The sequence below is a fragment of the Vibrio sp. R10-SG-ISO4 genome (assembly GCF_059834135.1).
Genome location: NZ_JCBDHJ010000018.1, coordinates 386582 through 407275, shown reverse-complemented (window position 1 = coordinate 407275; position 20694 = coordinate 386582). Strand labels below are relative to the sequence as shown.

Annotated in this window: 17 protein-coding genes; 5 read left to right on the top strand and 12 right to left on the bottom strand. The window is 49.5% G+C overall.

What is annotated here, in order from left to right:
* Positions 1-105: 105 nt before the first annotated feature.
* Positions 106-1533: a sodium-dependent transporter gene (locus AC6R03_RS14790; RefSeq protein WP_500631601.1), complete on the bottom strand. Its 1428-nt coding sequence runs from the start codon at positions 1531-1533 to the stop codon at positions 106-108.
* A 422-nt stretch (positions 1534-1955) separates the two neighbouring features.
* On the opposite strand from AC6R03_RS14790, the gene cls reads away from it, so the two are divergent.
* Both cls and AC6R03_RS14780 read left to right on the top strand, forming a co-directional pair.
* Positions 1956-3410, top strand: a complete 1455-nt coding sequence (gene cls / locus AC6R03_RS14785) for a cardiolipin synthase (RefSeq protein WP_500631602.1) — start codon at positions 1956-1958, stop codon at positions 3408-3410.
* A 77-nt stretch (positions 3411-3487) separates the two neighbouring features.
* Positions 3488-4690: a cystathionine beta-lyase gene (locus AC6R03_RS14780; RefSeq protein WP_500631603.1), complete on the top strand. Its 1203-nt coding sequence runs from the start codon at positions 3488-3490 to the stop codon at positions 4688-4690.
* An 87-nt stretch (positions 4691-4777) separates the two neighbouring features.
* Here AC6R03_RS14780 and AC6R03_RS14775 read toward each other — a convergent pair whose 3' ends face one another.
* The 4 genes from AC6R03_RS14775 to AC6R03_RS14760 form a co-directional block, all read right to left on the bottom strand.
* The gene (locus AC6R03_RS14775; RefSeq protein WP_487902069.1) at positions 4778-5539 is read right to left on the bottom strand and encodes an iron ABC transporter ATP-binding protein; all 762 of its coding nucleotides are present in this window, start codon (positions 5537-5539) and stop codon (positions 4778-4780) included.
* A gap of 10 nt (positions 5540-5549) precedes the next feature.
* On the bottom strand, positions 5550-6500 hold the full coding sequence (locus tag AC6R03_RS14770; protein ID WP_500631604.1) for an iron chelate uptake ABC transporter family permease subunit: 951 nt from the start codon (positions 6498-6500) through the stop codon (positions 5550-5552).
* The gene (locus AC6R03_RS14765) at positions 6493-7449 is read right to left on the bottom strand and encodes an ABC transporter permease (protein ID WP_500631605.1); all 957 of its coding nucleotides are present in this window, start codon (positions 7447-7449) and stop codon (positions 6493-6495) included. Before AC6R03_RS14765 ends, AC6R03_RS14770 begins: the two co-directional genes overlap by 8 nt.
* Before the next feature lie 69 nt (positions 7450-7518).
* Positions 7519-8427 carry a siderophore ABC transporter substrate-binding protein gene (locus tag AC6R03_RS14760; RefSeq protein WP_500631695.1) on the bottom strand — a complete coding sequence of 303 codons (909 nt, stop codon included), beginning with the start codon at positions 8425-8427 and terminating at the stop codon, positions 7519-7521.
* A 270-nt stretch (positions 8428-8697) separates the two neighbouring features.
* On the opposite strand from AC6R03_RS14760, the gene AC6R03_RS14755 reads away from it, so the two are divergent.
* Together AC6R03_RS14755 and AC6R03_RS14750 are read left to right on the top strand one after the other, a co-directional pair.
* Positions 8698-9663 carry a LysR family transcriptional regulator gene (locus tag AC6R03_RS14755; RefSeq protein WP_500631606.1) on the top strand — a complete coding sequence of 322 codons (966 nt, stop codon included), beginning with the start codon at positions 8698-8700 and terminating at the stop codon, positions 9661-9663.
* Positions 9664-9804: 141 nt separating this feature from the next.
* Positions 9805-11787, top strand: coding sequence for a TonB-dependent receptor domain-containing protein (locus AC6R03_RS14750; RefSeq protein WP_500631607.1), 1983 nt, complete (start codon positions 9805-9807; stop codon positions 11785-11787).
* Between the two features lie 177 nt (positions 11788-11964).
* Here AC6R03_RS14750 and AC6R03_RS14745 read toward each other — a convergent pair whose 3' ends face one another.
* The 7 genes from AC6R03_RS14745 to pspA form a co-directional block, all read right to left on the bottom strand.
* Positions 11965-12537 (bottom strand): DNA-3-methyladenine glycosylase I, encoded by a 573-nt coding sequence (locus tag AC6R03_RS14745; protein WP_500631608.1) that lies wholly within the window; start codon positions 12535-12537, stop codon positions 11965-11967.
* Positions 12538-12571: 34 nt separating this feature from the next.
* Positions 12572-15721, bottom strand: coding sequence for an efflux RND transporter permease subunit (locus AC6R03_RS14740; protein ID WP_500631609.1), 3150 nt, complete (start codon positions 15719-15721; stop codon positions 12572-12574).
* Positions 15708-16802 carry an efflux RND transporter periplasmic adaptor subunit gene (locus AC6R03_RS14735; RefSeq protein WP_500631610.1) on the bottom strand — a complete coding sequence of 365 codons (1095 nt, stop codon included), beginning with the start codon at positions 16800-16802 and terminating at the stop codon, positions 15708-15710. Before AC6R03_RS14735 ends, AC6R03_RS14740 begins: the two co-directional genes overlap by 14 nt.
* Positions 16802-17833: an efflux RND transporter periplasmic adaptor subunit gene (locus AC6R03_RS14730; protein ID WP_334550738.1), complete on the bottom strand. Its 1032-nt coding sequence runs from the start codon at positions 17831-17833 to the stop codon at positions 16802-16804. Before AC6R03_RS14730 ends, AC6R03_RS14735 begins: the two co-directional genes overlap by 1 nt.
* A 212-nt stretch (positions 17834-18045) precedes the next feature.
* Positions 18046-18435, bottom strand: coding sequence for an envelope stress response membrane protein PspC (gene pspC, locus AC6R03_RS14725; RefSeq protein WP_334550740.1), 390 nt, complete (start codon positions 18433-18435; stop codon positions 18046-18048).
* A complete protein-coding gene (gene pspB / locus AC6R03_RS14720; protein WP_334550742.1) occupies positions 18428-18661 on the bottom strand; it encodes an envelope stress response membrane protein PspB in 234 nt (77 codons plus the stop codon). The genes pspC and pspB overlap by 8 nt, the downstream gene beginning before the upstream one ends.
* Positions 18662-18751: 90 nt before the next feature.
* Positions 18752-19426 (bottom strand): phage shock protein PspA, encoded by a 675-nt coding sequence (pspA, locus tag AC6R03_RS14715; RefSeq protein ID WP_500631611.1) that lies wholly within the window; start codon positions 19424-19426, stop codon positions 18752-18754.
* Positions 19427-19614: 188 nt separating this feature from the next.
* Between pspA and pspF the strand changes: the two genes are divergently transcribed.
* Complete coding sequence (pspF, locus tag AC6R03_RS14710) at positions 19615-20649, top strand: phage shock protein operon transcriptional activator (protein ID WP_500631612.1); 1035 nt, start codon at positions 19615-19617, stop codon at positions 20647-20649.
* Positions 20650-20694 lie beyond the last annotated feature (45 nt).

Genomic DNA, 20694 nt, shown 5'->3' with positions numbered 1-20694 from the left:
ACGGGCCTTTACTTGGAAAGGCGAGTATACCGATTTGAGGCGAAAGCGAAATAGCAAAAAACCTCCCAGAGGGAGGTTTTTGTTTATCAGGTCAACGCTTAGCGATTACAACTTCTTAGAGAAGATACCCGCCAATGCGATGATACCGATACCCAGCAGCATGATTTCGCCTTTACCGCTATCAAAACCAGATTTGATACCCATGAAGGCAACAATCGCGATAGCAACAGGGATAACGAATTTCACTAGGTTGTACCATAGACCGAATAGTGGGAAAGACACTTCGCCATCGTTGGTGATTTCTTTCTTCAGGTCGTCACGGTTCAGTCTCCAGCCTGCGAAGATACAGATCAACATACCACCCACTGCTAGGAAGATTTTATCCGTTAGTAGATCGAAGATGTCAAACGCACCGGTATCAAACAGTGTAGGACCGACGCCACCAAGAGAAAGCGATGCAATGATACATAGTGTCGCCATTACAGCGCCTGAACCAATTACCGCTGTTGAACGCTTCAGACCTTTTTCATCGATAAGGTAAGACACAACCACTTCAAGTAGAGAAACGGAAGAAGTCAAAGCCGCCACTGTTAGACCAATGAAGAACGCCAGAGCAAGCAATAGACCTACGACACCACCCATTTCAGCAAACAGTTGAGGTACAACCACAAATACTAGACCTGGGCCCGCTGCTGGCTCCATACCGAAAGCAAACATTGCTGGGAACATGGCGATACCGGCAAGGATAGCAACACCGGTGTCCATCGCAGTAACGATAGCCGTGTTCTGTACTAGATTCTCTTTCTTCTTCAAATAAGAGCCGTACGTCAGCATTGCACCCATACCCAAGCTGAGCGAGAAGAACGCTTGACCTAGTGCTGCTAGTACTACGTTGCTGTCAACTTTCGAGAAATCAGGGCTAAATAGGAACTCCAGACCCGCTGTCGCACCTGGTAGCATAAGACCACGTACCGAAACCACGATGAGGATTAAGAAAAGCAACGGCATAAGAATTTTGCCTGCTTTTTCGATACCACCAGAGATACCTTTGATAACGATCATGATGTTTAGGAAAAGGTAAACCGCCATCCAAAGGAGAGGCTGAACAGGATCAGAGATGAAACCACCAAAGCTGCTACCAATCGCGTCCGGTGTGCTAAGTAGACCACCACCGACTTTAAACACGTAAGCTAGCGCCCAACCACCAACGACTGGGTAGAAGCCCATGATCAATAGACCACTGAACACACCCAATACGCCGGTAAAGGCCCAGCGACGGTCCGTTGACTTGAACGCGCCAACCGCAGAAAGACCTGTCTTACGACCGATCGCAAACTCTGTCAGCATGACGCTGAAACCGATAACAATAACGAACACTAGGTAAATCGCAACGAACGCGCCGCCGCCGCTTTCCCCAGCGGTATAAGGAAACTTCCAGATGTTACCCAAACCAACAGCAGAACCTGCTGCGGCCATGATGAAGCCTAATTTAGACCCCCACGTATCACGGGCTGATGAACTTGATGTAGCCACGGTTACTCCATTAAAACTTGATTGATGTTGTGTATGCTTCTGTTAGGCGTCTTTAAAAGTTATGTGTATATTATTTTTTACACTTTTAAGAATTTAGAGTGACGCTAACGTTGTGGTAAGTAAACCAGTTTACCAGTAAAATTGGAAGACCTGCCAAGTACAAATTACCAACATATTTGTAACTTGCGCAGTTAAATGCTGCTTTTTTGACCTAGCGCGCATGCTTGTGTCTTCGTTTTACAATTCTCTAACACAATCGTTCTGTTTCGCTATACGAAACCAGTCTGGTATATAAGCCGTTCTCTACCCTATTACACATTCATAAATGTTATGCATTTGTGTCCATAGCAAACTTTCAAACGCTTGTTGGAAAACGGGGCTCGAAGTAAGATGGACAAGCTATTGCAGTCTTAGGTTGATTGATGGATAAATTTTACCAGTTCCTCACCCTCGCGGGGATCGTACTCTATTGGATACTTGTTGCTGGCGTCACGCTTCGTGTCGTCCATAAACGGCGCGCTGTCAGCGTATCGTTAGCATGGTTGATGATCATTTATATTCTTCCCGTGGTGGGCGTTGGGTGCTATTTCTTATTTGGCGAACTTAACTTAGGTAGAAAACGCGCCGAACGGGCGAAAGAGATGCTCGCTCCCTTTGCAACTTGGTTCTCAAAACTCAATGATTGCCATGCACACTCCCCTGAGATGTTTGGCCGCCACATCACCCGCATTGACGAACTGTGCAATAATCGCCTCGGTTTGCCCGCCTTATCAGGCAACTCATTATCTCTGCAGAGTTCACCCAATGAGATATTGCGCTCCATCATAGAGGATATCGAACACGCTCAATCCAGCATTCGAATGGTGTTTTACATCTGGCACCCCGGTGGGCTCGCCGACTCTGTCGCCTCTGCCCTTATTCGCGCGGCAAAGCGAGGCGTAAATGTCAAAGTGTTGCTCGATTCCGCAGGCAGCCCGCGCTTTTTTAGCAGTGATTGGCACACCATGATGAAACAAGCGGGCGTCGAGGTGGTTCAGGCGCTCGAAGTGAGCCCGTGGCGTATTTTTCTGCGTCGCCTCGATTTGCGCCAACATCGCAAGATCATCGTTATTGATGAAAAAGTGGCGTATACCGGTTCGATGAATCTGGTCGATCCTGCCCATTTCAAACAAGATTCCGGTGTCGGTCAGTGGATCGACATCATGATCCGCATTACTGGCCCCACCGTCAATGTCCTCTCTGCCATCCATTGCTGGGATTGGGAAGTGGAAACCGGCCAGCGCAGCTTACCCTCCATTCCAGAATGCCGAATAGATGACAGGCAGACCCAGCACCCTGTGCAAGTGGTCCCTTCTGGTCCCGGGATGCCTGAGCATTTGATCTCCCAAGTTTTAACCTTGGCGATCAATCAAGCCAACCAATCCGTGCGCATTACGACGCCTTACTTCGTCCCGAGCGCCGATTTGTTGGAAACCTTGAAGATGACCGCTCAGCGAGGCGTCAAAGTAGAACTCATCATTCCACACAAAAATGACTCACTGATGGTGCAGTGGGCATCTCGCGGCTTCTACGCTGAATTGATGCAAGCGGGTGTGTCGATTTTTGAGTTCTATGGGGGATTATTGCACACCAAATCGGTTGTGATCGACGAGCAGTTCTGTTTGGTTGGCACCGTCAATATGGACATGCGCAGCTTATGGCTTAACTTCGAGTTGACCCTTGCCATCGATGACGTGGCGTTTACTAAAGAGATGTATTGGTTACAGCAAAGCTACATCGAGAGTGCCTATAAGGTGGAGTTAGAGCAGTGGAACGAGCGCTCTCTCTATTCCCGCTTCTTAGAGCGTGTCTTCTACTTGTTTAACCCACTGTTATAAGGCTTGATCATTGCCGCTCGCCATGTTTTAAATAGAGGTTCGTTTCATTGGCAACGCAGCAAAGACAAGGACTTAAGATGTCAGAGGGCAAACAAACAAAATTCGTCACCGCAGGTCGTGACAAAAAATGGACCAACGGCGTGGTCAACCCACCCGTGCAACGCGCCTCAACCGTGGTGTTCGACACCGTTGCGGAAAAACATCACGCCATGGTCAACCGCGCGAACAAAACCCTCTTCTATGGTCGTCGTGGTACTCACACCCATTTTGCCTTTCAAGATGCGATGGTTGAGATTGAAGGTGGCGCAGGGTGTGCGCTGTTCCCCTGCGGTACGGCCGCCATCTCCAACGCGATTCTCTCTTTTGTCGAGACTGGCGATCATATTCTTATGGTGGATACCTGTTACGAACCGACACGTGATTTCTGTAACACCATCATGAAGAAGATGGGCGTCTCGACGACCTACTTTGACCCTATGATTGGCGAAGAGATCGAATCACTTATCCAACCTAACACCAAAGTGCTATTTCTCGAGTCTCCAGGCTCAATCACCATGGAAGTGCAGGATGTCCCGACGCTCGCCGAAGTTGCGCATAAACACGATATCATTGTGATGCTCGACAACACTTGGTCAGCGGGCGTCCACTTCTCACCGTTTGAACATGGGGTCGACATTTCGATTCAGGCGGCAACCAAATACATCGTTGGTCACTCGGACGTCATGCTAGGTACCGCGGTGGCAAATGAAAAGTACTGGGATCAGTTACGTGAGCAAAGCTATTTGATGGGGCAATGTGTCTCGCCGGATGATGCTTATCTGGGTCTGCGCGGCATTCGCACGCTGGATGTGAGACTAAAACAGCATGCGCAGAACAGTCTGAAAATCGCCCAGTGGCTGGCCAATCGTCCAGAAGTGGATCACGTTCGCCACCCTGCGCTCGATACCTGTCCGGGTCATGAGTTTTTTGCCCGTGACTTTACCGGCGGCAACGGGTTGTTTTCCTTTGTACTCAAAACCAGTTACCCAAGAGCCACCACCGCCCTACTCGATGGAATGACGCATTTCAGTATGGGCTACTCATGGGGTGGATTTGAAAGTTTAATTTTAGCCAACGAGCCAAAGAGTTTTAACAGTTTACGCACGGTAGCCAACCCAAACTTCACTGGCACCTTGATTCGTGTCCACATTGGTCTTGAAGACGTTGACGATTTGTTGGCCGATCTGGAGGCGGGTTTTCAGCGCTACAATGCTCTCATTGCCGAAAAAGCGGCTCAGTGACAAATACCAAACAGCCAATATGACAAAAGCGCCGCGAAGGCGCTTTTGTTTTATGGATGATGCAGCGAGAGTGATTCACTAAGAGTGTCATCCTTGATAATACATACAAATACGATTGCCATCGACTTCACGAATCGTGAAAGGCAGCTCGTAAATATCACTTAATACCGACTCTTGAATCACTTCCTGCGTTGGGCCGCTTTTCACCACATGCCCCTTTTTCATCGCAATAATGTTATCCGAATAGCAGGAAGCGAAATTGATATCGTGAATCACAATCACAATCGCTTTGTTATTTTTATGCGCGAGACGCTTCAATGACTGCATCATATCGACCGAGTGTTTGATGTCGAGGTTGTTCAGTGGCTCGTCTAAAAATACGTAGTCGGTATCTTGAGCAACGACCATAGCAATAAACGCCATCTGACGTTGCCCGCCTGACAGCTGATCGATAAAACGATCTTGAATATCAGTGATCTCCAATTGCGCCAACGCATCGTCAATGACCGACTGATCCGCTTTGGTCAACCGTCCTTGTGAGTAGGGGAAACGGCCAAAGGCGACCAACTCACGCACCGTAAATCGCATATTAATGTTGTTGGATTGGCGCAGCACCGCAAGATGCTTAGCAAGCTCCTGGGTTTCCCATTGATTGAGTGGCTTGTCGCCAATCACAACCGTTCCAGCATCACTGTCGGTCAAGCGGCTCGCCATAGCAAGCAGCGTACTTTTTCCCGCTCCATTTGGGCCGATAATGCTCGTCACCTCCCCGAGAGGGAACAAAGCATCAGCATTGTTGACCACATACTGTTCGTCGTATTGTTTACTTAATCCACGGATGGTAATCATTTTGCTCGCCTTAACTGAGTTTTTCTCTGCTCAACAACATTAAGAAATAGGCACCACCGATAAAGTTGATGATGACACTAATCGTGGTTTGAAAATCTAATAGGTTCTCAACCATCCACTGCCCACCTACCAACATGACAATCGACAGCAAACTGGCACCAACCAGTAACACTCGATGCTGATAGGCGCGAAACAACTCGCGCGTCAGTGCCACCACTATCAGACCAAAAAACAGCACCGGACCGACCAACACTGTGGAAATGGAAACCAAAATGGTGATGGCAAACATCACCCTCATCGTCAGCTTTTGGGTATCGACACCGAGACTTTTCGCGTTCGCCTCTCCAAGCCAAAAAACGTCCAACTGTGGAGAGAGATAAAAGAGGTACGCCGCGCTCAAAGAGAGAGGCAACAGACTCCAGTAGACCAAGTCACCGTTGATGTTATTGAAGCTCGCGAACATAGACCCCTGAATCATGGTAAATTCATCGGGATCGACAATCATAGTGAAGAAGCCGGTAACGCTGCTAAATAGACTACTCAACACCACGCCAATCAGCAGCAAGGTAAACAGGTTTCGCTGCGCCTTTTTGAAGTAAAAGCCAAACAGCGTCATGGCGAGCAGCAACATAATCGACGTGGAGAGCAAAAAGTTGATGCCGCTGTTCACCACCCACACACTCATGCTGCCCAACGTCACCACCAGCAAGACCTGAATCATCACATACAGCGAGTCGAAGCCGAGAATACTGGGGGTGAGGATTCGATTGTTGGTGATGGTCTGAAACACCAAAGACGACGAGGCAATCGCCACCGCGGCAATCACGATCGCCAGCACTTTAGGGATACGGCGCGACAAGAAAAACTGATAGTTGTCGACGGTCAGCCCTTTCCCTAAAAAGTAACCGATAAACAATAGTGACAAGGCCGCCAGCAACACCATTTTTACGCCATTACGCATTGCTCTTATCCCTTAGAATCAGTGTCACGAAAATGGCTCCGCCTAGGATGCTGATGATCATCGAAATCGGTACCTCATAAGGGAAAATGATCACTCGTCCTAGCACATCACAGATCAGCACAAGCAACACCCCCCAATACGCTGTCCAGGGGAGATTGCGGCGCATGTTATCGCCCATAAACAGTGACACCACATTAGGCACAATCAAACCTAGAAAGGGAATCACGCCGACGATCATCACCACAGAAGAGGACAACACCGCCACCAGCAGTACGCCCACAGTGACGATTCGTTGATAGTTGAGACCGATATTTCTCGCAAAGCTCTCCCCAATGCTCGCCGCGCTAAACCGACTCGCGTAGAGGTAGGCCAAGATCGACGTCGGGACAGCAAGATAAAGCACTTCATAATTGCCTTTGAGAACGGACGCGAAATTGGCCACTGTCCATGAGCCTAGGGTTTGCACCAAATCGTATTTGTAAGCAATAAAGGTGGTCATAGAGGAGACGACATTGCCGTACATGATCCCAATCAATGGCACCAGCATAGCGTTCTTAAATTTCAGCTTTTGAATAAAACGGACAAAGATCAGCGTTCCAAGCAGAGCAAAACTCATAATGATGGTGAGATGCAGCCAGCTTTGCGCCTCGGAGAACAGCACTAGTCCGATAATGTAGCCGAGCATAGCGCAGTCAACCGTCCCCGTGGTCGACGGGGCAGCAAAGCGGTTTTGAACAATCTGCTGCATGATCAAGCCCGCCACACTAAGCCCTGCGCCCGCAAGCCCTATCGCCAACAGCCTTGGCAGCCGACTGGTCACAATGATGTCGAGCGTGTGACTGTCACCAACCATCAGAGACGACAAATTGATCGTCGCCACACCCACAAATAAAGAAGCAATACTCAGTGTGCACAAACCAAGTATTGCGAAGAGAATTTTGTTATTCATTACATAAAGTAGACGGATGGCCGACACCATCCGTCGCTGTCTCAAGGATAAAATTTAAACGTCAGAGGCTCAGTGGAACACTTTTTCGACGTCGGCCACCATGGTTTGCGTTGAGTGGTATCCCCCTGCGGTCAAGTACCACGCAGCAGGGTCCAAAAACACAATGCGGTCATGCTGGGCGGCGGGTGTGTTGTTGACCAAAGCATTATCAAACAGCTGTTTAGAGACATTATTGCCCGCGCCAATCGCCTGCTGTCTATCAAGGATAAACATTACATCCGGTTTGGCGTCAGCGATGTATTCAAAGGAGATCAAGTTGCCGTGTGTCGCAGCGACGGTCTCAACATTTTTGCTTTCGTTGGTATGGAAACCAAACTCGTCATACACAATCGAGAAACGACTTTGATGACCAAACATAGAAATGCGATTGCCATTGTTCATCACGGTCAACGCGCTGAACTCACCAGACTGCGCTTTCTTCGCGACGGCATCAAACTGCGCTTGCACGTCTGCGATCATCTGCTCAACACGCTCGGATTGACCAAACACATCCCCCATCACACGCCAGTGATGCTGCGTCGTTGTCCAGTAATCCGCACTGTCAATTTGGTACATATAGGTCGGCGCGATGTCAGACAAAGCAGAGTACATTTCCGCTTGGCGCCCTTCAGCAATGATCAAATCCGGTTTCGCCATGTAAATGGCTTCAAAATTTGGTTCTTTCAAACTGCCCAGCGACGCATATTGCTCCGCTTGATATTGACTAAGGTGCTCTGGGATCAGTTGCTTCACCACACCCACCACTTCAACATTCAACTCATCGAGCAAATCCAACGCGCCGTAACTAAGCACCACCACGCGTTTGGGCTGACCTTCAATCTCAATGCTACCCAAATTGTGTTCGATTGTTTTTGCACTTGTCCATGTACTTGCCAGCGCAACTGCACAACCCAATACGATGTTCCAAGAAAATACCATGTTTAAAGAAAAAGCCTTAAGCCTTGCCATACGGAGGTTCCACCTTTACCTAACCACACTCAATGACAGGATGTATCACTGAGGATTCACGACATCACCACGTTTAAGGTGTTGTTCCATATTCAAATATTGAATCATTCTTCTCACCAATAGTTGGCAGCTAAATGGCCATATCGCAAATGGTAACAAGAATGATTCTTGATTATGATTGAGAATATCAGCTAATATCAATCCGTCAATAGGATAGTTTCCATACTGGTTATGCAGAAAATGAATTTAGATAAGGTTGACTTAAACTTGCTGGTGATTTTGAAACACCTGCTGGAGGAAAAACACGTCTCCAATACCGCACTGACCCTTCATATGAGCCAACCCAGCGTCAGCCGCGCATTGAACAAATTGCGCGTACTGTTTAACGATGAGTTACTGGTTCGCACGTCCCAAGGCTACGAACTTACCTCCAAAGCGACTCAGTTGCAGCAAGAGCTTGACGGGTTACTCCAGCGACTAGAACGCTTTGTCAACGGCGGACAATTTATCCCACACGAGTCGGAACAAACGGTGCGGTTTTTCGGATTGGTTCCGCAAATCAACTGGTTACTGCCACCGATTCTACGTCGTATTCGCCGCTTAGCGCCGAATCTGATTGTCGATTTGGATACGGTGCCAAAACGTCATTTTGATGCGCTTAATGAAGGTAACGTCCATTTTGTTCTTTCAACCATCGAACCGAGCAACAGCGAGCAAAACCTGTATCGCATGTTCATCCGTTCCCGTGACTTCCGGCTGCTGATGAGCGAAGATCATGAATTGGCGAAGCGCCCTATCACAGTGGATGACCTTCGCCACGCCCATTTCGGTCAAATATCCATCCAGGGTGGTAAAACACTCTCCATCGAGCCCCGATTTAGAGAGCTGGGCTTACTGGCCAAAAACGAAAAACTCTCTACACCAGTGATGTTGACCAACTTTAACGCTGCCGCCAATGTCGCTCAAGAAACGGATCTGATCTTTCATCTTCCGACCCCGTTCGCCGAGGAGGTCGCGGCCGGTAAGCGCTTAGTGACTCGAGAAGTGCCCGATGCCATCAAGTCCTCATACCAAAACATCTACTTGTATTGGCACAAGCGCTACCACTTGGATCCCATGTGTGTCTGGGTACGTGACCTATTTCGTGAGCACTATCATTACGAGCAAAAAAACGTCGCTAGGCGGCATGACGAGCAAGCGAAATAGAATAAAAAACGCACAGGTTATTCATTAGTTGAATAACGAGCATGTAAAAATCGTATGAAACTTTGATTGCACTTTATTACTCATGCATATGTAATGCGAACCATTCTCATTGGTAATTACATTAAGGATAAAGTGCATTCCATGAATCGTTTCACGTTAACCCCCATCGCTCTGCTTGTCGCGTCTTCTCTCCCTACTTTTGCGGCCAGTGGCGAAGAAACGGAAAAATTTGATGAACAAATGGTGATCACTGCCACGCGCACCGAAACCACGCTGGCGAAAGCGCCCGCTTCAGTCTCGGTGATCACCCAAGAGCAAATCATCGCCGAACCTTCTCTCGCATTGAATGATTTGGTTCAGTACGTCGCTGGCGTCGAGAGCCAAATGGACGGTGGGCGCGCAGGCCGTAAAGAGATCTCAATTCGTGGTATGGACACCAAGTTCACCATGATCTTGCTTAACGGCAGAAAACTCAGCTCTTCTAACGCTATTTTCCGAGGTAACGACTTCGATTTAGCGACCATTCCTAAAGAGAGCATTGAAAGAATTGAAGTGATACGTGGACCTATGTCTGCACTGTATGGCTCAGAGGCCCTTGGCGGCGTCATCAATGTCATCACTAAGCAACCAACTAACGACTGGCAATCTCAAATCAACACCGATTATGCCTACCGAGATGATGACAAGGGCGGCGAATACAGTGTTGGCTTTAACACCTCGGGGGCTTTGATTGACGACGAACTCTATCTCGCGTTGTCCATCAATAAAAGCGGCCGTGACGCTTACCACGCTTTCGATGGCACCGCTTCCGGCCGCAGTGGCGAGTATGATCGTGCAGATGCAACAACACTAGAAGAGCGTGAAACCTTGGCCATGAGCGGTAACCTTCAATGGTACATCAACCCCAATCATGACCTCGCTTTCGATTTCGCATTCAATGATGACGATCGTCAAGGCGTGATTGAATCTACCTCGGGATTAACCGAATCAGACGCGACCATCAAGCGCGACATGCAAGCACTCACCTACAACGGTGCCTTCAGCTGGGGTGATGCTCAGCTTAGGTACAACCGTGATTCCGTCACCAGTGAAGACGCGGCCGATACGGACACGGCGGTCAACGATGTCATTGAGACCAATCAACAGCTTTACGGTCACGCCACGACCTTTATCGCCAACCACACCCTAACCATGGGCGGCGAATGGAGCTACGCCGAACTCGATAATCCTGAAAGTTTGGCGGTCACCGGTAAAGCAGACGCGCACGAACAAGCGCTCTTCGTGCAAGACCAATGGGCACTTGGTGACGCATACACCCTAACTTACGGCACTCGCTTGGACTTTCATGAAAGCTATGGCAGTCACTGGAGCCCACGTGCTTACTTAGTCAATACCGTCACCGACAAGTTGACCCTAAAAGGGGGAGTGGGCTCAGCGTTTAACGCGCCTTCGCTATTGCAAACTTCATCGGAAAACATCATCAATAGCTGTAAGGGCAGTTGCCAAATCAGTGGTAACCCGAACTTGAAGCCAGAAACCAGCGTCAGCTATGAGGTTTCCGCGATTTATAATGAGCAAGATTGGGGCGTCGAAGCGAGTGTGTTTAGAAATGATATTAAGAACCTGATTGATCGTGATCTGTCCGATGGCAGTGAAGTCGGCACAGGCCCCGATGGCCAACCGATTTACACCTACTGGAACATCAATAAAGCGATGACTCAGGGGATTGAGTTGTCTGGCCACATTAATCTCACTGAAAGCTTGGAACTGAACGCCGCCTACACCTATCTCGATACTGAAAACAAAGAGACCGGTGAAACCTTGGAGAACCGACCTAAGCACAAAGCCAACGCTCGACTTACTTGGTACGCGACCGACTGGTTGGATACCTTTGCTCGTGTGAATTACATTGGCGATACCACTCTGAGCGTGAGCGATGACATCACACGCCCAGCGGTGACCACCGTCGATTTAGGTATGAATTATCACTTCCTGCAAGATTGGCGCCTCCGAGCTGGCGTGCGTAACCTCACCGACGAACAATATGATGATTTAGACGTGACGCAGCGCGGTTATAGCGTCGACCCTCGCTCTTGGTACGTGGGACTGACGGCAAACTTCTGATCCCTTGAGTGATCGTTTTGAGTGATTGTTGCTAGCTCGAATTGCATACCAAAGTTTCATCGTGCGGAGCAACAAGCGAAACGTTAAAAGTATACCGATACGATAAAGGGGCTCGATAGCCCCTTTGCTTATTTACGTTACTCCGTTCACTTTTGTACGTTACTGAGTTCACTTGGCTTATGCGTGTTGAATCGTGGTTTTCTCCCGGCAGAAACAGTCCAAATCATGATCGAAGACTACCCCAACCGCTTGCAGATACGCATAAAGCGTCGTACTTCCCAAGAACTTAAATCCACGCTTTTTCATCTCTTTAGACAGTTGATCAGACAATGGCGTGGTGGCCACAGGGAGACGCTCTTCACTGCGATTATCGACGGGCACCCCTTGGACGTATCCCCAAATAAATGCACTGAATGAGCCAAACTCCTTTTGCACCTCAAGAAAGCGCTGAGCGTTGTTAATTGCTGCTTCAATTTTCGGCCGGTGGCGGATAATGCTGGCGTCTTGCATCAGTTGCTCAACCTTTTTGGCATCAAACTGTGCGACCTTCTGCGGGTCAAAGCCTGCAAACGCACGGCGATAACCCTCGCGACGCTTTAAGATGGTGTACCAACTCAACCCTGCCTGCGCGGACTCGAGAATTAAAAATTCAAACAACACCTTATCATCATGGACAGGCACGCCCCATTCATTGTCATGATAAGCCACGTAATCTGGCTTTGATTCATCCACCCAACGGCACCGTTGCATGCGCTCTCCTTTTCTTGGTTGTTCTAACTGCGAGTTACTGAGTCGCCTCTTGCATACCCTGTGCTGAAGCGTCACTTGGCTCTCGACCATTCGGCACACATACTGAGTGGAATAGGCGATACAACACGGGTACCACAATCAACGTCAGCACGGTGGCAAACCCAAGACCAAACATAATGGTCACGGCCATCGGTTTAAAGAAGATGTCCGGTAGCAGCGGTATCATACCTAAAATGGTAGTAATCGCCGCCATACACACCGGACGTACACGACTCAGCGCCGCATCCACCACCGCGACGTAGGGATCTTTACCCAGTTTCATCTCTATCTCGATCTGATCCAGCAGCACAATGCCGTTTTTCAATACCATGCCAGACAGACTCAAAAAGCCGAGTAGCGCCATGAAACCAAACGGTGTATCCAGCAGCAATAGTCCACTGGTGACACCAATCAGGGCCAATGGCACGGTGCACCAGACGATGATCGGCTCTTTGATGGAGTTGAACAAGAACACGGTGATCAAGAACATGAACAAATAGCCCATCGGCATCGTAGTAAATAGCGATGCTTGCGCATCGGCGGAAGACTCATACTCCCCGCCCCATTCGAGCGAATACCCCGGCGGGAACTCGAGCGCTTCTATCTTGGTTTGTAAGCGACTTTGCAGAGTGGCCGCTGTTTCTTCGCCGAGCAAGTCTGGGTCAGCCATGACAGTCAACATACGTTTGCGGTTTTTACGCACAATAATCGGGTCTTCCCAGCGCATGTCATAACCTAGCGTGACTTGCTGCAGGGGAATAAATTCGCTCAGTGCAGGGCTCCATATCTTCATCCCTTCGATGTTGCGAATATCCACCCGCTCTTCCTCAGGCAGTCTTGCGACAATTGGCATCAAGGTCGTCCCATCTCGGTACACACCGATGGAGAGCCCAGAGAACGACATCGAAAGAAAATCGTCAACATCGGATTTTGTGATGCCGTAACGTCTCGCTTGGCTTTCGTTAAACTTGGGCTCTAAAACCTTAGTGCGCTCACGCCAGTCATGACGGATGTTGGTCGCGCCAGGATCGTCACGCATGATGGCCTGCACCTCTGCGGCGAGCGAACGCAGCACCGTTGGGTCGGAGCCAATCAGGCGCGCCTCAATTTTTGCGCCACCGCCCGGGCCGAGCTCAATCTTCTTCAGCTTGTAATTGACTTCCGGAAACTGCTGCTCAACGTGGGCACGAAATTTCACCATCAAGGCATCCAAAGATTCATAGCTGGTGACTCGCGTGGTGATCTCCCCATAAGCTGCGTAGCTTTTCTCCGGAGCATACGTGAGCATAAAGCGCTGCAAGCCTTTTCCGGCGGTCGTGGTGACATGCTCGACGCCATCTTGTTGAGTGATCCAACTCTCTAACGCTTTGAGCTTAGTGTTGGTCGCACGAATGTCCGTCCCTTCTGGCAACCAAATATCCGCCTGAAACATGGGCGTGGTCGATGAGGGGAAAAACGCCTGCTTAACAAAGCCAAAGCCATACACACTGGCGGCCAACCCCACCACCAAGACGATGACGGTAAGCCAAGCTTGACGCATACACAACTGCAAAAAGCGTCGATAGACGACAAAGATAATCCCATTGTAGGGATCGGCATCCTCACTGCCCGCGGCGTTTTTTTGCCCTTTAAAGAAGATATCAGCAAAAAACGGCGTAATCGAAATCGCGGTAAACCAACTGAGCATTAACGAGATAAGCAACACGGTAAACAAGGTACCGCAATACTCACCGGTCGAGTCTTCAGACAGCCCAATAGGCGCAAACGCAGTAACCGCAATCACCGTCGCACCGAGCAGCGGCCATTTGGTTTGCGTGACGATATCCGTCGCGGCTTGCAGGCGGGTGCGCCCTTTTTGCGTGCCAATCAGTATCCCTTCCACCACCACAATCGCGTTGTCCACCAGCATACCAAGTGCGATAACTAGGGCGCCAAGCGAGATGCGCTGCAAATCGATCGCAAAGTACTTCATAAAAATAAAGGTACCCAACACGGTCAGCAGCAATATAAGACCAATCAAGAGCCCGGAGCGTAAACCCATAAAAAACAGCAGCACCACAATCACAATCGCGACCGCTTGGCCCAAGCTGACCACAAAGCCACTCACTGACTTGTCGACTTCCTTCGGCTGGCTGTAGATTTCTGCAATCTCGACGCCTACCGGCTGCTGATATTTCAACTCAGCCAAACGGCGATCAAAACGCTGCCCTACTTCGACCACATTCACCCCTTGCGCAAAAGAGACGCCGAGGTTGAGCGCCAAATGGCCGTTAAAGGTAATAATGTTGCTTGGGACTTCGATGTATCCGCGCGTAATCTCGGCGACGTCCCGCAGATAGATAAGTCCTTGTGCGCCCGATTCTGTCAAAATCAAGTCGCCCAACTGGTCGACATTTTGAAACTCACCCGTCGGCTGAATGCGAATGTATTCGCTGCCAATGCGCACCGCGCCGGCATCCGAGACCACATTTTGTGTCGAAAGCAAGTTAAACACCGTGCTCGGTGATAACCCGAGGCTACTGAGGCGCTTCATGGAAATTTCGATAAACACTTGCTCTTGTTGCTGACCACTCACCGAGACTTTGCTGACACCGTCTATCAGTTCCAGCTCTCGACGCAGATAGTCGACGTAATCAAGCAGCTCTTTGTAACTGTAACCATCTCCGGTGACGGCGAGCAAAATGCCATACACATCACCAAAGTCATCAATCACTTGTGGATCATTTACCCCAGGTGGCAGCGAGCCTTTGAGGTCGTTGACTTTGCGGCGCAACTCGTCCCAAATTTGCGGCAGATCATCCGGCCCATAGTTGTTTTTCATGGTGACGGTGATCTGCGATAAACCTCGACTGGAAATTGAGTTCACTTCATCGACATAGGTCAGTTGCTGAATCGCCTTTTCTAGTGGGTAAGTCACCTCTTCTTCCACTTGCTGCGGTGTGGCACCAGGATAGGAAGTGACGACCATAGCATCTTTGATGGTAAAGGCAGGGTCCTCCAAACGACCCAAACCAAAGAACGCCGCCGCTCCACCAATCAAAAAGATCAGTGAAATCATCCAACTGATGACTCGATTGCGAATAAAGTACGCGGCGATGCCTGTAATGTCGTCGTCTGCGCGTGGCGTTTGATTAGAGTTCGTCATGCTGCGCCTCCTTGGCGATGACTTCAACTTGCATTCCCTGTGTCAATTTCCCGAGCCCTGCGATTACGACTTGTTGACCCGCTTCCAGGCCTTCAAGGATCTGCACCGATGTTTTGGTCGCCTTGCCAGTCACCACGGCTTGCTTGCTAACCGTACCGTCATCGTCTAGACGCCAGATGAAGGTTTCGCTGCGCGCCAGTGCGTCGCCATCGGCATTAAATATCGCTTCAATCGGTACTTGTACCCCTGCTGATAAATTCAAGCCTGCGTTTTCCCCACGTGAGGTTACTTCGACCGCCATACCGTCCAAAATGTACTCCTCTTCCGGCATGGGCATTGATAAGGTCACGGTGAAAGTGCCCGTTGAGGGATCGGGCTCAGTGGTGAACGCCTTGATGGTCGCTGAATATTCGTTGCCACTAGGCACACGAACCACCGCATCGATTTTTTCCAACTTGGCTTGCTCTGGTTGGCGGGCGTAGAGTCTGTCTGGCAATTGAATCACCACTTCGACGTTGTCTAAGCTGTGAATGTTCACCACTTGCTGACCCACTTGAATGTTTTCGAACTGATCCACTGCGACACGTGAAATCACCCCATCGACGGGGGCTAATAATTGGGTAAACGAGAGCCTCAACTTGGCCAGTTGCAGTTCTGCGAGCGCAATTTGGCGGTTCGCGGCAATTTCATCAAACTGAGACTTCGCCAACAGCCCTTTATCCACCAAGGGTTTTGAGCGGCGATATTGACTGTCAACCACGGTGTATTTGGCACTGGCGTTGTCGACATCCAACTGGTAGTCGGTTGGGTCAAGCACGGCGATGACGTCACCTTTTGCGACTTTATCCCCTTCTTTGACATTCAATTGGCTAATTTCGCCAGCGACACGAAAACTAAGATGAGCTCGGTCAGCGGCATTGGCCACCGCAGGAAAAAAGAGGCTATCACCGCTGAACTCGCTGCCGACGCTCGCCACTTTAACTTTAGGCAAGCCAAAATCTAAGTAGTCCGCTTCTCTTTCACAGCCAAACAATACGCTGGTGCACAGCAAGGCGACCGATGTGGTCCATATTCTGTTCATCACAACCCCCGCTCTTTAATCCACTCACGCACTTTGATACCTGCAGTCATGCTGTTGACCCCAGAGGTGACAATTTGGTCGCCATCACTGAGCCCCGACACCACATAACGGCGCTCATCCAATGTCACTGGTGCTTTTTCCACTAAACCTTGGTCATCGACTCGCCATACATAAGTGACACCGTCTTGTTCAAGCAGCGCTGATTTCGGGATGGTTGTCGCTTCACCGCTGCCAGCGGTGACACTGACAATGCCAGCCATGCCAGGCAAAATCCCTACATCCGTTGGGCGCTCCATGATCATGGTCACTTTGTACGATCCGGTTTTGGGGTCCGCTTCCGTATCTAACTCTTGAAAGCTCAGCGAATATTGGTACTCAGGAAAGGCGTCAAAGGTCATGACGGCTTGGGATTGTGCCCCTCGCGCAAAATGATTGAGCAGATAGTCTGGCAGTTGGAACACCACTTTCATTAATTGATTGGTTTGAATATTCATCACTGCTTGCTTAGCAGCGACATATTCAAAGTTTTCAGCGGGAATCAACGAGATGGTGCCATCATAAGGCGCAAGTAAGCGTGTGTAGCCCAGATTCGCGTTGGCTTGATCAAGCTGTGCTTTTGCCGAATTGTGGTTGGCTTGCGCTTGGTCAAAATCTTGCTCGGAAACGACTTTATCTTCACGCAGTTTTTTATAACGGCGATATTGCACGTCAGCCAGTGTGAACTGCGCGTTGGCTTGCTCGGCAAGTAAGGCATATTCATCGGGGTTGAGGGTGGCTAACACTTGACCACGCGTGACATTTTGCCCCTCGCGCACATCAATGGTTTGCAGCTGCCCAGGCACGCGAAATGCAAGAACGGCGCGATCTCCGGCTTCAGAGACTGCCGGGAATTGACGTTCAAATTGCGTGTTGCCAACCGAGACGGTAAATAATTTCGCCGGACGAGAGTCTGGCTCAGGGACAGGGGCAGGCTCTTTTCCGCAGCCACTAATCAGCGCGGCGCCCACCAAGAGCGTTAAGGAAGTTCGCATAGTCACAGTTCCATTGTTCGCTATTCATCTATTCAATCCAACTATTAATAAAGGTAGATGATAGCGATGCACGCTTCCATAACAGGGATAATAAATTATTATGAAAATTAGGGATTTGGCCGAGTTTTAGACATCAGTCTCAGTGATGAACTTTCACGCTTTGATGATAAAGGCATAAAGTGGGCGCGCCATCACTGTTTGCCGCCGCCCCGTTAGAGCGAGCGAAACTCCCGCTCGACACTAAACGTATCTGAGGTGACGTAGGCTTCCATATCTCTGATTTTGCCTTCGAGCTGATCAAACTCTTGCTCAATATTATCGAGTAATGCGCTTGGCGCTTGACCCTTTTCCCAAGGCTTACTCTTGAGTTTATGTCCTTGCTCGCTCTCCATTTCCGCTTGATAACTGGCGGGCATTTTTTCCAACATAAAGCTGAGAGCAACATAGGCTAGCAGCACCAGAAACGAGCCGCCCAACAGCGCTGCAGAGATGACCAAAATACGTACTAGCCACACTTCTAGTGAGAAGTAGTTGGCCAGCCCAGCGCACACGCCCGACAACTTACCGTTGGCAGGATCTCGATACAGTTCACGTTTACTCATAGCGACGTCTCCAGTTTGGGGACTGCTCGTCAAGGATCCGCTCTAAGGTTTCTACTCGTTGCTGCATCGCATCTGCTTTGTTGGATAAGCTTTGCAGGCGCTGGTAATCCTCTTGGGATAAGCCACTGCTGGTTCTTTTTTTGCTGCGATAGTGCAAGAAAAGCCACAAGGGGGCGACAAAAATCAAAAAGACAATTAATGGCCCTGTAACCATAAACGATGACATACATGACTCCTTTTAGGCGGAGAAGCTGATCGCTTCTCCCTATTGTTGTGGGGCGAATGTTCTGCGGCGAAATGATTTTTCACAGAGGGATTAAGAGGATTTTTTCTCTTCCATCTGCTGCTTTAGTTGCGCGAGTTCTTTCTCAATTTCATCTTGAGCTTGCAACTCAGCAAATTCTTGGTCAAGTGATTTACTCTGGCCAGATTGCGCAAACACATCTGCTTCCGCTTCCAGTTCATCAATCTTACGTGAATATTGATCAAACTTCGCCATCGCTTCGTTGGTTCGGGCCGTGTGCAGATGTTTCTGAACATCACGACGATTGGAGGCGGCTTGGCTGCGAATCGCCAACGCCTGTTGCTTGGCGCGAGTCTCGGTAATTTTACTCTCTAGCTTACTGATTTCACCGGTCAGCTTCTCGATGGTTTCTTCCACTAAGGTTTGCTCTGTGTGAAGACCTTTGAGTACATCTTGTAATTTCTGTTTCTCAATCAAGGCAGCACGGGCGAGATCCTCGCGCTGCTTAGTCAATGCTAAAGAGGCCTTCTGCTGCCAATCATGCACTTGCTCATCAATGGCTTCCACTTTGCGCGCCAGCTCTTTTTTGTCCGCTATCGCTTTGGCGGAGTTAGTGCGCACTTCGACAAGTGTATCCTCCATCTCTTGGATAATGAGGCGGATCATCTTCTCGGGATCCTCGGCTTTATCAAGCAGAGCACTGATGTTGGAGTTAACGATGTCGGCGAATCTTGAAAAAATACCCATGATGAGGCTCCTTAATGGTTGTCGCTACGAGTGTGAACAATACAAGTGTCGTGCCAATAAATAAGCGCATTTAAAACAATCACTTAGATTTTAGCTCTTGATTGAAAGACACGCATGTGATGAAAATAACCAACATAAGGTAAATTTTACCAACCGCCCATAGGGGCGATATTGAGTGAGCCGCGACTATGCAACAAAATCTGATTGGCGAGTCACCCGCGTTTCTTGCGGTGCTCGATAAAGTCTCCAAATTGGCTGCGATAGAGCGTCCGGTGTTAATTATCGGCGAGCGAGGAACGGGCAAAGAGCTGATCGCACAGCGCCTTCACTACCTGTCCAAGCGTTGGGACCAACCTTTAATTTCACTTAACTGCGCGGCGCTTAGCGAAGGCTTGATAGATTCCGAGCTATTTGGGCATGAGCAAGGAGCCTTTACCGGCTCCAAAGGGCGTCATCAAGGCCGATTTGAGCGTGCGGAAAATGGCACGCTGTTTCTAGACGAGCTGGCCACTGCCCCGCAAATGGTGCAAGAAAAGCTGCTGCGCGTCATCGAGTATGGTCACTATGAGCGAGTCGGAGGGCAAAAACCACTGACGGCCAATGTCAGGCTCATCTGCGCCACCAACGCCAATTTACCCACCATGGCGAAAGACGGGCATTTTCGCGCTGACTTGCTCGACAGGCTCGCCTTCGATGTCATTTACCTTCCGCCGTTACGAGTACGTCAACAAGACATCCTATTGCTTGCCCAATACTACGCCATCAAGATGTGCCGTGAATTAGGGCTTAGCTATTTTGCCGGCTTCACCGAGCATGCGGAGGCAGCGTTGCTCGATTACGACTGGCCTGGCAACGTGCGCGAGCTGAAAAATGTCGTCGAACGTGCCGTGTACCTTCATGGCGAGCAAGAAACGCCGATTGATGAGTTGACCTTTAACCCTTTTAAGCCCCAGTGGAGTGAGCCTCTCGAATCCGCTTCTCATGACACTATAGAGAAGGCGTCCAACGCTGAAGGTGCGCCTGTGTTTACTTTTCCGATGGATTACAAACGCTGGCAGGAAGAGCAAGACATCGCTCTGCTTAACCAAGTGCTGGCAGAAAGCAAATACAACCAGCGAAAAGCCGCACAATTGCTCGGTCTTAGCTATCATCAGCTCAGGGGAATGGTGAGAAAGTATCAATTAAATACGCCAAACCTTGAGTCTTCCGCAGACGATGAGTAAATCGGCTCTTGATAACCCAACACTTGGGTTATCAAGAGGTTTAAT

What these genes read in the sequence shown, in the direction of transcription:
- cls (WP_500631602.1), top strand. Translation starts at nt 1,956, where the DNA reads ATGGATAAATTTTACCAGTTCCTCACCCTCGCGGGGATCGTACTCTAT.
- AC6R03_RS14780 (WP_500631603.1), top strand. Translation starts at nt 3,488, where the DNA reads ATGTCAGAGGGCAAACAAACAAAATTCGTCACCGCAGGTCGTGACAAA.
- AC6R03_RS14775 (WP_487902069.1), bottom strand. Translation starts at nt 5,539, where the DNA reads ATGATTACCATCCGTGGATTAAGTAAACAATACGACGAACAGTATGTG.
- AC6R03_RS14770 (WP_500631604.1), bottom strand. Translation starts at nt 6,500, where the DNA reads ATGCGTAATGGCGTAAAAATGGTGTTGCTGGCGGCCTTGTCACTATTG.
- AC6R03_RS14765 (WP_500631605.1), bottom strand. Translation starts at nt 7,449, where the DNA reads ATGAATAACAAAATTCTCTTCGCAATACTTGGTTTGTGCACACTGAGT.
- AC6R03_RS14760 (WP_500631695.1), bottom strand. Translation starts at nt 8,427, where the DNA reads ATGGTATTTTCTTGGAACATCGTATTGGGTTGTGCAGTTGCGCTGGCA.
- AC6R03_RS14755 (WP_500631606.1), top strand. Translation starts at nt 8,698, where the DNA reads ATGAATTTAGATAAGGTTGACTTAAACTTGCTGGTGATTTTGAAACAC.
- AC6R03_RS14750 (WP_500631607.1), top strand. Translation starts at nt 9,805, where the DNA reads ATGAATCGTTTCACGTTAACCCCCATCGCTCTGCTTGTCGCGTCTTCT.
- AC6R03_RS14745 (WP_500631608.1), bottom strand. Translation starts at nt 12,537, where the DNA reads ATGCAACGGTGCCGTTGGGTGGATGAATCAAAGCCAGATTACGTGGCT.
- AC6R03_RS14740 (WP_500631609.1), bottom strand. Translation starts at nt 15,721, where the DNA reads ATGACGAACTCTAATCAAACGCCACGCGCAGACGACGACATTACAGGC.
- AC6R03_RS14735 (WP_500631610.1), bottom strand. Translation starts at nt 16,802, where the DNA reads ATGAACAGAATATGGACCACATCGGTCGCCTTGCTGTGCACCAGCGTA.
- AC6R03_RS14730 (WP_334550738.1), bottom strand. Translation starts at nt 17,833, where the DNA reads ATGCGAACTTCCTTAACGCTCTTGGTGGGCGCCGCGCTGATTAGTGGC.
- pspC (WP_334550740.1), bottom strand. Translation starts at nt 18,435, where the DNA reads ATGAGTAAACGTGAACTGTATCGAGATCCTGCCAACGGTAAGTTGTCG.
- pspB (WP_334550742.1), bottom strand. Translation starts at nt 18,661, where the DNA reads ATGTCATCGTTTATGGTTACAGGGCCATTAATTGTCTTTTTGATTTTT.
- pspA (WP_500631611.1), bottom strand. Translation starts at nt 19,426, where the DNA reads ATGGGTATTTTTTCAAGATTCGCCGACATCGTTAACTCCAACATCAGT.
- pspF (WP_500631612.1), top strand. Translation starts at nt 19,615, where the DNA reads ATGCAACAAAATCTGATTGGCGAGTCACCCGCGTTTCTTGCGGTGCTC.